This window comes from Streptomyces sp. NPDC054813, from assembly GCF_053611365.1.
Genome location: NZ_JBSHAF010000002.1, coordinates 166838 through 178612 on the forward strand (window position 1 = coordinate 166838; position 11775 = coordinate 178612).

Genomic DNA, 11775 nt, shown 5'->3' on the forward strand with positions numbered 1-11775 from the left:
TCCGCCCCCCTACGCCGACTCGGCGTTGGTGGGCGGCTGCGCCGGACGCACCGGCACGGCAAGCACGGGCAGCGCGGGCAGCGCCGTGCGGTTCGCCCAGGCGTCGATGAGACCGTCCAGCGGCTCGTCCGCGAACCGGTTGACGTGGGCCGTGAACATCGGGGTCGTCACGGCCCCACCCCGGTGCAGGCCCGCCCACGCCCGCAGCATGTGGAAGAACCGCTCGTCGCCGAGCGCGCAGCGGATCGCATGGATCGTGATCCCGCCGCGCTCGTAGAGCCGGTCGTCGAACATCGCCTTGCGGCCCGGGTTGGCGATCCGGATGTCCTGCGGCAGCCCGGACAGCAACCGGTGTGCGACGGCCGCCAGTTGCTGGGCGCTGCGGCCACCGGACCGCTCCGACCACAGCCACTCCGCGTACTTGGCGAGCCCCTCGTTCAGCCAGATGTGCCGCCAGTCCGCGATGGACACGCTGTTGCCGAACCACTGGTGCGCCAGCTCGTGCGCCACCAGCCGCTCCGAACCCCGGGCCCCGTCCACGTGGTTGACGCCGAACAGCGACAACCCCTGTGCCTCGACGGGGACATCGAACTCCTCGTCAGTGACGACGACGGCGTACTCCTCGAACGGGTAGGGCCCGAAGAGCCGTTGGAACAGGTCCATCATCGCGGGCTGCCGGGCGAAGTCCCGCGAGAACTCGGGCAGCAGATGCGCGGGTATGTGCCCGTGCATCGGTATCCCGCCGAACCCCGGGTCGCCGAGGATCACCGTCTGGAACTTGCCGATCGCGAGGCCCACCAGATAGCTCGACGTCGGCGCCGCCTGCTCGTACACCCAGGTCGTCGTGGACGCCTTGGTGGTCCGGGTCAGCAGCCGGCCGCCGGCCACCACCGAGTACGCAGACGGGCAGGTGACCGAGATCAGGTAGGACGCCTTGTCGGCCGGCCGGTCGTTGCACGGGAACCAGGAGGGCGCGCCGACCGGCTGGCTCGCCACCAGCGCGCCGTCCGTCAGCTCCTCCCAGCCGATCCCGCCCCAGGGGCTGTTCACCGGCCTGGGGTTGCCCGACCAGTGGATCTCCACGGTGAACGCGGCCCCGGCCCGCAGCGGCTTGGCGGGCTTGACCCGCAGCCTGCCGCCGCGGTGCGTCCAGTGCGGCTGGCGGCCGTCCACCCGGATCCGGCCGATCTTGAAGTCGGCCAGGTTCAGCTGGAACTCGGGCAGCGGCGCCCGGCCCGCTATGGCGTTGATCCGGACCGAGCCGGCCAGTCGGTTGGGGCCGGGCCGGTAGTCCAGCGTGAGCTCATAGCGATGCACCCGGTACCGGGGATCGCCGTTGTCCGGGAAGTACGGGTCCGGACCCGCTGACTGCTGCACTGCCACTTCCGCGTTCGCTCCCTGCGCTGTGCTCGAACCGTCTCTCGGCGCGCCGATGCCCGCGGCCACCGAACGGCCCGCGCTCAGGGACGCCATGCCTCGATCGGGTTGCCGAGCCAGCGGGTGTCGTCGGGAACCGACTCCGCCGCCATGACGAGCGACGCGGGACCCAGGGTGGTACGGGCCCCGATCGTGCTGCCGGGCAGCACGATCCCGCCAGGACCCAGTGTGGCGCCCTCACGGAGAACCACAGTATCCGTCCGCAAGATCCGGTCGTGGAAGAGGTGAGTCTGCAGGACACAGCCGCGGTTCACGGTGGCCGCGTCCTCCAGGGTCACCAGATCCGTCTCCGGCAGCCAGTAGCTCTCCACCCAGACGCCCTTGCCGATCCGCGCGCCGAGGCCGCGCAACCAGGCCGTCATCACCGGAGTACCCGGAACCGAGCCGGCCAGCCACGGCACCGCCAGCACCTCGACGAAGGTGTCCGCCAGCTCGTTGCGCCACACGAACGAACTCCACAGCGGGTGCTCCCCACTGCGGTGCCGCCCGACCAGCAGCCACTTGGCCAGCACCGACACCCCTCCAGCGACCGCACCGGAAGCGAGCAGCACCAGCCCCGACAGCACCGGCGCCCAGCCGCCCAGCGCGCCCAGCGCGGCGACCGTCAGCCCGGCCAGCGCCACCGAGCACAGCACCGGCACGATCCTGCACAGCTCCACCAGACCGCGCGCCCACAGCAGCCGCGCCGGCGGCTCGTAGGTCCGGCTCTGGTCACCGTCCGACGCGCTGCGCGGCAGCTTCACCGGCGGCAGCCCCAGGTACGACGTGCCCTTCTTCGCCTTCTTCGGCGTCGCCGACAGCACCCCCACCAGACCGCCGTCCGGCACGCTGCGGCCCGGCGCGGTCATCCCGGAGTTCCCGAGGAACGCCCGCCGCCCGATCTCCGCGCGCCCGATCCGCACATATCCGCCGCCGAGCTCGTAGGGCGCGGTCAGCGTGTCGTCGGCCAGGAACGCGCCCTCGCCGACCGTCGTCAGGCTCGGCAGCGCGAGCACGGTCGACACCTCGGCACCGCGCCCGATCCGCATCCCGAGCAGCCGCAGCCACACGGGCGTGACCAGACCGGCGTACAACGGGAACAGGGTGTCCCGGGAGCGGTCCATCAGCTGGGAGACCGTCCAGGCCTGCCAGCCGATCCGGCTGTGCGTCGGATGCGTGCCGACCCGCAGGCCCAGGCTCAGCAGCCGTACGGAGACCAGGATCAGCAGCGCGTACACCAGCCCGAAGGCCAGCGTGGCCGGGACCAGCGCGACCGCCGCGCCCCGCAGGGCCTCGGCCAGGCCGTCCCCGGGAGCCACGAAACGCCCGGCGACCAGCAGTGCGGCGGCACCCGCCAGCACGGGCAGCGCGCTGAGCCCGACGCCCGTCAGGCCGTACATCACCCGCCAGTAGGTGCCGCGCTGCGGCCGCTGCTTGGGCCAGTTCCGCTTGGCCTTGCCCAGCTTGACCGCCGGGGCGCCGGCCCAGCGCTGGCCGGTCGGGATCTGCCCGGTGACCGCCGAGCCGGGGGCCACCTCGGCGCGCTTGCCGACCCGGGCGCCCGGGAAGAGGATGCCGCGCGTGCCGACGACCGCGTGGGCGCCGATCCGGACCGGACCGATCACCAGCCGGTCGCCGTCCAGCCAGTGACCGGACAGGTCCACCTCGGACTCCACGGCCGCGCCGCGTCCCACCCTGAGCAGGCCGGTGACCGGCGGCAGCGAGTGCAGGTCCACCTCAGGACCGATCTTGGCGCCGAGCGCCCGCGCGTACCGCTCCAACCAGGACCCGGTCAGCGCGGTCGCCCCGGTGAACTCGGCCAGCCGCTCGGCCGTCCACAGCCGCAGATGGACCGAGCCGCCGCGCGGGTAGCGCCCGGGCTTCACGCCCCGCAGCAGCAGCCGCGCCCCACCGGCGGCGAGCGCGATCCGGCCGGGCGGGGTGTACAGGACCAGAGCCCCGAGAGCGACCAGCCACCAGGGTGCGGTGGGCAGCCAGCCGTAGCCGCCGAGCACGTTGCCGAGCGCGGCCAGGACGACCGTCCAGCGCAGCCCGAGCAGGGTGAACAGCGGGAACAGCACCATGAGCTGCACCAGCTGGGCGGCGCGCGGCACCGGCGCGATCGTCCGCTGCGCGCTGTCGTCCTGCGCGGACTCCTCCAGGTGGCGGGCCAGCTTGCGCAGCACCGGCTGCTGGTAGATGTCGAGGACGGCCACGCTCGGGTAGCGGGTGCGCAGCCGGGTGGTGAGCTGGGCGGCGGACAGGCTGCCGCCGCCGATCGCGAAGAAGTCGTCGGAGGCGCTGCTCACCGGGATGCCGAGGACCTCGGTCCACTGCTCGGCGAGCCAGGCCTCGGTGCCGTACAGCTGCTCGGCCTTGCCGGCCGTCTCCAGGCCCTCCAGGGGCCAGGGCAGGGCGTTGCGGTCGACCTTGCCGGAGGTGCGGGTGGGCAGCTCCCCGACGGGCGCGAGCAACGGGACGAGGGCCGCGGGCAGCTCGGCGCGCAGCTTCTCGACGGCGGTCGCGTGGTCCCAGCCGTCCTGGGTGACGACATAGCCGACGAGCAGCTGGTTGCCGCTGCGCGCGGTCCGTACGGCCGCCGCGGCGCCCGCGACGCCCGGGAGCGCCTGGAGGGCCGCGTCGACCTCGCCCAGCTCGATACGGCGGCCGCCGAGCTTGATCTGCTCGTCCGCGCGCCCGAGGAACACCAGTCCCTCACGGTCGGCGCGCACCAGGTCACCGCTGCGGTACGCCCGGTCCCAGCCCAGCGACGGAAGCGGCGCGTACTTCTCCGCGTCCTTCTCGGCGTCGAGGTAGCGGGCCAGACCGACCCCGCCGATCACCAGCTGGCCGCTCTCGCCCATCGCCACGGGCTCGCCCGCGTCGTCGACGACGGCGAGCTCCCAGCCGTTCAGCGGCAGCCCGATGCGGATCGGCTCCTCGCCGCTCATCAGGGCCGCACAGGCCACGACGGTGGCCTCGGTGGGCCCGTAGGTGTTCCAGACCTCGCGGCCCTCGGTGACCAGCCGCTGCGCCAGCTCGGGCGGGCAGGCCTCGCCGCCGAAGATCAGCAGGCGGACGTCGTTGAGGGTCTCAGGCTCCCAGAGCGCGGCCAGGGTCGGCACGGTCGAGACGACGGTGATCTCCTGCTCGACCAGCCAGGGGCCGAGGTCGGCGCCGCTGCGGACCTGGGAGCGGGGCACGGGCACCAGGCAGGCCCCGTAGCGCCAGGCCAGCCACATCTCCTCGCAGGAGGCGTCGAAGGCCACCGAGAGGCCCGCCATGACCCGGTCGCCCGGGCCGATCGGGTCCTCGGTCAGGAACAGCGCGGACTCGGCGTCCACGAAGGCGGCGGCGTTGCGGTGGGTGACGGCGACGCCCTTGGGCTTGCCGGTGGAACCGGAGGTGAAGATGATCCAGGCGTCGTGCTCGACGCCGGGCCGCCGGGCGGAGCTGTGCGCCTCGGGGTTCCGTACGTCGATCACCAGCCCGGCACCGAGGACGGCCGCGGCCTCCGCCTCCCCGAACACCAGTGCGGCCCGCTCGTCGGGATCCTCGGCGTCCACGGGGACATAGGCGGCACCGGCCGCGAGCACGCCGAGCACGGCGATGTACAGGTCGTTGGTCCCGGACGGCACTCGTACGCCCACGCGGTCGCCGAGCCCGACCCCGGCCTCGTGGAGCCGTCGCCGCAGCCGCTCGACCTCGACCGCGAGGGCGCGGTAGGTGAGCTGGGCGGTGCCGTCGTCCAGTGCGGGCTCGTCGGGGTGGGTCCGTACCGTTGCTTCGAACACGTCCACGAGCGTGCGCGGCGAGGCCGCCGCTCCCGCCGAGAAGCGTGCCGTGTCCCCGAACTCCTCGCGGATCTCTTCGTCGAGCAGGCCGAGAGCACTGCTCTCGTCAATCGCTGCCATCCGGTCCTCGCGTCTCGTTCCCGGAACATCCGGGGCGCCGGCGGGTCCCCAGGTCTGCCTGGGGTTGTCCGGCTCCGGCTGGGTAACAAGCCGGAAATATTAGTACGACGCTAGGCTCCCGATCATCTTGTGGCCACTCGGAAGCCGCCGTTCGGGGCAGTCACTTGAATTTTAAGGCACCTCTGACCAGGCCTTCTCCGTGTGTGACGAGAGATGGGACACACAGCGTGAGGCCGGCCAACGCAGTGTAAGAAGCGTCAACGCGGCGTGGGACGGGCCGACTCCGCGGGCCTGAGGGCGCGCGCGGCGACGGCCGGTGCCGTGGCAGGGAGGGGAGTACGCCACGGAACCGGCCGTCGTCGTGGGGGGAGTGCGGATCAGGCGGCGGTGACCTCGGCCCAGATGGACTTGCCCCAGGGCAGATTGCCCACGCCCCAGCGGCCCGAGCACAGTGCGTCCAGGATCAGCAGACCGCGCCCGCGGTCGCGTTCGACGGAGATGGGACGCAGCCGGGGATGGTGGTTCAGGGGATCGTGCACCTCGACCCGGGTCCGGGAGCCGTCGGTGTCGATGAGGAGTCTGACCGGGTCGTCCGGGTCGGTCTCGTAACGCAGGGAGTTGGTGACCAGTTCGCAGGTGACCAGCGCGACGGCCTCGATGTGGTCACGGGAGGCGTCCGGGGTGTGATGGATGATGAAGTCGCTCACGAACATCCGTGCCGCCCTGGCCGACTGGGGCTCGCTCGCCAGTAACAGGATCGGCGGCGGGGCGACTTGCAGTGCACGGGTTTCGGTCGTGGTGCTCCGCTGGCGTTCGATCATGTAGATCCCCTCACGGGCATGTCCCAACGCAGGCACGGTGGTTCGCCATGCGAGTGCGGTCACTTTCGTATTTCCCGGATTCATGGTGCCTTCACAGCACAGTCGATCGCAATACGTCCCGCGAGATGTGAAAAATTGCGCACCTCTGCGGGAGACTTGCGGCACAAGCCGCCAGCCGGTGGCGAGGGTTGGGGCGGCACGGCAGACTGTCGGGCAGTTCACCGGACAGAAGGGGGAATCCGTGAGCACGCCCACGGTGCGCCGGCGACGACTCGGTGCGAAGTTGCGCGAACTGCGCGGCGAACTCACCCTCGACGAGGTCGCGGAGCACTCCGAAGGCGCGTTCGTCTCCTCGAAGCTGTCCCGGATGGAGACCGGCAAGACCGCCCCCAAGGCAGCGGACATCCAGGCGCTGCTCGATCTGTACACCGCACTCGGCCGCGACGTGAGCGACGAACTGCGCGCGGCCCTGATCACACTCACCAAGGACGCAGGCCGACGCGACTGGTGGCACTCGTACCGGGGTGTCCTCACACCGGTGTACGAGGACCTGATCAGTCTGGAGGCCGAGGCAGAGACGGTCTCCACCTGGCAGTTGGGGATGGTCCCCGGACTGCTCCAGACCGCCGAGTACGCCCGCGAGATCATCCGGGCGACCGCCATGTCCGAGGCGGTCGAGGCACGGGTCGACGCGCTGGTCGAGGTACGGCTGGCACGTCAGGCCGTGCTCACCCGCGACAGCGACCCGCTGGCGCTCTGGGCGATCATCTCCGAACAGGCCCTGCGCTGCACCACCGAGGATCCCGCCCTGATGTACGAGCAGTTGGGGCGCCTGCTTACGATGGGGCGGCGTCCGAACATCAACATCCAGGTGTTGCGCTCGGACGCCCCCCTCCACGCCGGGCTGACCGGCACCTTCAGCATCCTGGGCTTCGGTCCGCACACGGACCTGGACGTCGTCCACCAGGAAGGGCTGACCTCCGCCCTGTACATCGAGGAACGTGATCGGGTCTCCACGCACCGGGCCGCGTGGCAACGCCTCACGTCTGCCGCCGAGTCCGTCGAGGCGTCGGTGGAACTGATCACCCAGATAAGGAAGAACGAATAGCGAATGAAGCACGTTGACGACGCGTCGACTCTGCCGGTGACCTGGTGGAAGTCCTCGGCGTCCGCATCACAGTCCGACTGCGTGGAATGCGGGATCGTCGACGAGGCGACGGTGGCCGTCCGCGACAGCAAGCGACCCTGCGGGCCCGCGCTGCTGCTGGGCCGGGCGGCGCTCTCCGCGTTCACCTCGGCCGTGCCCCACGGAAACCTCGGGAACGGCCGAATAGGCCGCCTCGGCTGACCCCCGCACCTCCCCCGAAAACCAAGAAACCCCTGCTCAGCAGGGGTTTCTTCGTGGTGTCCGAGGGGGGACTTGAACCCCCACGCCCGATAAAGGGCACTAGCACCTCAAGCTAGCGCGTCTGCCATTCCGCCACCCGGACAAGGTGTCTGTCGCGCGGGGTCTCCCTCGCGGCGACGAAGGAAACATTACCAGGCTTTCCGAGGTGGCCGATCACACCCCGTTCCGGGTACGGGCGGGCGTGAACGGCGTGTGACGGACCGGGACCGGTCTTGGGCTCGGGCGGTAAGGGAGAGAGGATGACAGGGACCGGCCGGTAGTGACAGCGGAAGGAAGCAGCGTGAGCGAGACGGACACGGCCAGGAGCGTCACCGGTGAGGACGAGGTCGTGGACCTCTGCCGCGAGCTGATCCGCTTCGACACCAGCAACTACGGCGACCACTCCGGGCCCGGCGAGCGCAAGGCCGCCGAGTGGGTGGCCGAGAAGCTCGCCGAGGTCGGCCTTGAGTCGAAGATCTTCGAGTCGCACCCGGGCCGCGCCTCCACGGTGGCCCGCATCGAGGGCGCGGACCCGACCCGGCCCGCCCTGCTGATCCACGGCCACCTCGACGTCGTACCGGCCAACGCCGACGACTGGACCCACCACCCGTTCTCCGGCGAGATCGCGGACGGGTGCGTGTGGGGCCGCGGCGCGGTCGACATGAAGGACATGGACGCGATGACCCTGGCGGTCGTACGCGACCGGCTGCGCAGCGGCCGGAAGCCGCCCCGGGACATCGTGCTCGCCTTCCTCGCCGACGAGGAGGCCGGCGGCACCTGGGGCGCCCGGCACCTCGTCGACCGCCACCCGGACCTCTTCGAGGGCGTCACCGAGGCGATCAGCGAGGTCGGCGGCTTCTCCTTCACGGTGAACGAGCAGCGCCGGCTCTACCTGATCCAGACGGCCGAGAAGGGCATGCACTGGATGAAGCTGAAGGTGGCCGGTACCGCCGGGCACGGCTCGATGATCCACCGCGACAACGCGATCACCGAGCTGTCCGAGGCCGTCGCCCGGCTCGGCCGGCACAAGTTCCCGGTACGGGTCACCAAGACCACCCGGGCCTTCCTCGACGAGCTGGGTGATGCGCTCGGCACCGAACTGGACCCGGAGGACATGGAGTCGACGCTGGCCCGGCTCGGCGGCATCGCCAAGCTGATCGGCGCGACGCTCAGCAACACCGCCAACCCGACCCAGCTGAACGCCGGTTACAAGGTCAACGTCATCCCCGGCGAGGCCACCGCGCACGTGGACGGCCGTTTCCTGCCCGGCCACGAGGAGGAGTTTCTCGCCGACCTCGACCGCATCCTCGGCCCGCACGTGGTCCGCGCGGACGTGCACTCCGACAAGGCGCTGGAGACCTCCTTCGACGGGGCGCTGGTGGAGGCCATGCAGTCCTCGCTGCTGGCCGAGGACCCGACCGCCAGGGCGATCCCCTACATGCTCTCCGGCGGCACCGACGCCAAGTCCTTCGACGACCTCGGCATCCGCGGCTTCGGCTTCGCACCGCTGAAGCTGCCGCCGGAGCTGGACTTCGCGGGCATGTTCCACGGCGTGGACGAGCGGGTGCCGGTGGACGGTCTGCAGTTCGGCGTGCGGGTGCTGGACCGGTTCATCGACGCGTCGTGAAGCGGTACGCGTCGTGAAGCGGTACGCGTCGTGAAGCGGTACGCGTCGTGAAGTCCTGGCTTCAGGTAATCGGGCGGCTGTGCGAGATCGACTGAGAAGAGTGAATGCGACGATAAGCTCGTAGCTCCATTACTTCCTCCTCGTTACATCTAATGCGATCCGCTACTTGGGACCGCATTGCCAACAAGGAGGAATAATGCTCAAGAAGGTCGTCGCTGCTGCGGCTGCCACTGGTGGTCTGGTTCTCGCGGGTGCGGGCCTGGCCGTCGCCGATTCGGGTGCTCAGGGCGCTGCCGTGGGTTCCCCGGGTGTCATCTCCGGCAACGTGATCCAGGTTCCCGTGCACGTCCCGGTGAACGTCTGCGGCAACACGATCTCGGTGATCGGGCTGCTGAACCCCGCCTTCGGCAACACCTGCATCAACAAGTGACGCCGGCTCCCTGAGGGGCGTCTTTCCGTCGGCCCCGGAGCGCGCGCCACGCGCTCCGGGGCCGACCGGTTTTTCCGCGGGCTCTTTCCGCGAGAAATGCAAAGGTCAGGATCCGAGGCAGGGGGGAATTCAGAAATGCGACAGGGCACCCGTAAGGGCCTTATGACAGTGGCCGCGGCGACCGGCGTGATCGCCGCGGCGGGCGGCTACGCCCACGCCGACTCGGGGGCCGTCGGCTCCGCCACCAACTCACCCGGAGTGCTGTCCGGCAACACGGTGCAGGCGCCGGTGCACGTGCCGGTGAACGTCTGCGGCAACACCGTGAACGTCGTCGGCGCACTCAACCCGTCGATGGGCAACAAGTGTGCCAACCACGGCGGTGGGGGCGGTGCTTCCACGGGCCACGGCGGGTATGGGGGAGACGCGGGGCACGGTGGTGGGCACGGAAGCCACGGCGGCTCGCACGCCAGGGGACACACCGGGGGCTCGCCCGGGGTCGGTTCGGGCAACACCGTGCAGGTGCCGATCGACGTTCCGGTCAACGTGTGCGGGAACAGCGTCAACGTCATCGGGATCGGCAACACCGCCGTGGGCGACGAGTGCGCCAACGGGGGGAGTTCCGGACATTCCGGTGGTTCCGGTGGCGATCACTGCACGCAGCCGCCCGGACACGGGGGGCACGGAGGTCACGGAGAGCACGGGCACGGCACACCTCCGGGGCACGGAGGGCACGGACACGGGACGCCTCCGGGGCACGGTGGCCACGGCGGCAACCCGGGACACCCCGGGACTCCGGGCCAGCCGGGACACCCCGGGACTCCGGGGCAGCCCGGAACCCCAGGACACCCGGGCAACCCGGGGCAGCACACCGGTACGCCGCCCGGTCACTCCGGGGGACGGACCGTCACGACCGGTAACCACGGCTCCAGCCTCGTCGAGCCGCTGGGCAGCCTGTCGGTGACCCAGCCCGGCCCGGCCACCGCGCAGCTCGCGCACACCGGCAGTGATCTCCCGCTGGGCCTCGCGCTTCCGGCGGGTGCCGGCGCGCTGCTCGCGGGCGCGGTGCTGTACCGCAAGGCGCGCGCCTCGGCGTAGTGCACGGGCGGTGACGCTCCCCAGCGGGGGCGCACCGGCAGCGGTGCGTGGAACGGAGCGGGCCCCGTCGATGCGGGGCCCCTTCCGTCATTCGGAGAGTCTCACCATGTGGCACGCACCTGGCGGATGATCCGCCGGCGCAACCGCACCCTGCGGCTGCCGTCGCGCATGAGGCTCAGTCGGTCCAACTCCCAGTGTCCGTACTCGGCATGGTCCGTCAGTAGACGCGTCGCGTCCTTGCGGGACACCCCGCGAGGCACATACACGTCGACAAATTCGTATTCCGGCATCGCATCTATTGTGCGGGCTGGTGCCCGGTACGGATAGCGTCTGCACTATGTCTGATGCTGCGCAGCCCACCGCTGCCGAGGTACGCGCCGCCGCCGAGGCGGTCAAGACCGCGCTCGACCGCCATCTGGCCGCGGTCGAACGCAGGTCGGGGGAGGACGACCCGGCTGTCTACGAGGCGTTCAACCAGCTGGCCGCGGCCGCCGAGGTCTACGACGAGCTGCTCTACGACCGCTATGACGAGGTCACCCCCTTCGAGATCCCCGGTACCGAGGACTCGCTGCCACCGTACGCGGGGCCCGAGGAACCGAACGCGATCAGCGTGCTGATCCGCCGCGACTACGCCGTGGCGGAACCTCAGCGGCTGCTGGCGCAGGCCCAGCGGGTCGAGGCGGCAGAGTACGACGACGGCCCCGGCGCCGACCAGGACGCCGCCGGCACGATCCACGGGGCGTTGGGGATCCTGTTCGGCGAGTTCGAGCCGGACGAGATCGCCTCCCGGCACAAGGAGTTCGGCCTGGAGGAAGGCGACTCCACGCTGTGGGTGACCGCGGCGGACGAGCCGGCCGAGCCCGGTGAGTGGCTGGAGGCCCCGTTCGAAGGGGTCGATCCGCAGCGGGTCGTGTGCCGGTTCGACGTCAGCGCGGTGTTCGACGACGAGGACCACGAGGACCACGAGGACGGCGCTGACACGGTGCGCAGCGAGGACGCGGACGAGCTGGACGACCTCGACCTCGACGAGGACGAGGACTTGGAGCCGCTGGACGCCGAGCGCTGACCCTCCGGCCGCCCGGCGG

General features: G+C 71.0%; 10 protein-coding genes and 1 tRNA gene. 6 read left to right on the forward strand and 5 right to left on the reverse strand.

Annotation, left to right across the window (positions count from 1 at the left end; genetic code table 11):
• Positions 1–9: 9 nt before the first annotated feature.
• From ACWGJB_RS04140 to ACWGJB_RS04150, 3 genes are all read right to left on the reverse strand, one after another.
• The gene (locus ACWGJB_RS04140; RefSeq protein WP_453378725.1) at positions 10–1383 is read right to left on the reverse strand and encodes a M1 family metallopeptidase; all 1374 of its coding nucleotides are present in this window, start codon (positions 1381–1383) and stop codon (positions 10–12) included.
• A gap of 77 nt (positions 1384–1460) precedes the next feature.
• On the reverse strand, positions 1461–5330 hold the full coding sequence (locus ACWGJB_RS04145; RefSeq protein WP_453378726.1) for a Pls/PosA family non-ribosomal peptide synthetase: 3870 nt from the start codon (positions 5328–5330) through the stop codon (positions 1461–1463).
• Positions 5331–5707: 377 nt separating this feature from the next.
• A complete protein-coding gene (locus ACWGJB_RS04150) occupies positions 5708–6151 on the reverse strand; it encodes an ATP-binding protein (protein WP_453378727.1) in 444 nt (147 codons plus the stop codon).
• Positions 6152–6392: 241 nt separating this feature from the next.
• On the opposite strand from ACWGJB_RS04150, the gene ACWGJB_RS04155 reads away from it, so the two are divergent.
• Positions 6393–7259, forward strand: a complete 867-nt coding sequence (locus ACWGJB_RS04155) for a helix-turn-helix domain-containing protein (RefSeq protein WP_453378728.1) — start codon at positions 6393–6395, stop codon at positions 7257–7259.
• Between the two features lie 3 nt (positions 7260–7262).
• The gene (locus ACWGJB_RS04160; RefSeq protein ID WP_450758750.1) at positions 7263–7499 is read left to right on the forward strand and encodes a DUF397 domain-containing protein; all 237 of its coding nucleotides are present in this window, start codon (positions 7263–7265) and stop codon (positions 7497–7499) included.
• Positions 7500–7553: 54 nt separating this feature from the next.
• Here the strand turns inward: ACWGJB_RS04160 and ACWGJB_RS04165 are convergent.
• Positions 7554–7641: transfer RNA gene (locus tag ACWGJB_RS04165), tRNA-Leu, on the reverse strand.
• Between the two features lie 198 nt (positions 7642–7839).
• On the opposite strand from ACWGJB_RS04165, the gene ACWGJB_RS04170 reads away from it, so the two are divergent.
• From ACWGJB_RS04170 to ACWGJB_RS04180, 3 genes are all read left to right on the forward strand, one after another.
• Complete coding sequence (locus ACWGJB_RS04170; protein ID WP_453378729.1) at positions 7840–9165, forward strand: M20/M25/M40 family metallo-hydrolase; 1326 nt, start codon at positions 7840–7842, stop codon at positions 9163–9165.
• Positions 9166–9361: 196 nt separating this feature from the next.
• Positions 9362–9595, forward strand: a complete 234-nt coding sequence (gene chpH, locus ACWGJB_RS04175) for a chaplin ChpH (RefSeq protein ID WP_046732802.1) — start codon at positions 9362–9364, stop codon at positions 9593–9595.
• A gap of 135 nt (positions 9596–9730) precedes the next feature.
• Positions 9731–10690, forward strand: a complete 960-nt coding sequence (locus ACWGJB_RS04180) for a chaplin (protein ID WP_453378730.1) — start codon at positions 9731–9733, stop codon at positions 10688–10690.
• A 101-nt stretch (positions 10691–10791) separates the two neighbouring features.
• Here ACWGJB_RS04180 and ACWGJB_RS04185 read toward each other — a convergent pair whose 3' ends face one another.
• Positions 10792–10980, reverse strand: coding sequence for a DUF5703 family protein (locus ACWGJB_RS04185; protein ID WP_007380901.1), 189 nt, complete (start codon positions 10978–10980; stop codon positions 10792–10794).
• Between the two features lie 47 nt (positions 10981–11027).
• Here ACWGJB_RS04185 and ACWGJB_RS04190 point away from each other — a divergent pair, with 47 nt between their 5' ends.
• Complete coding sequence (locus ACWGJB_RS04190; RefSeq protein WP_453378731.1) at positions 11028–11756, forward strand: hypothetical protein; 729 nt, start codon at positions 11028–11030, stop codon at positions 11754–11756.
• Positions 11757–11775: the final 19 nt, after the last annotated feature.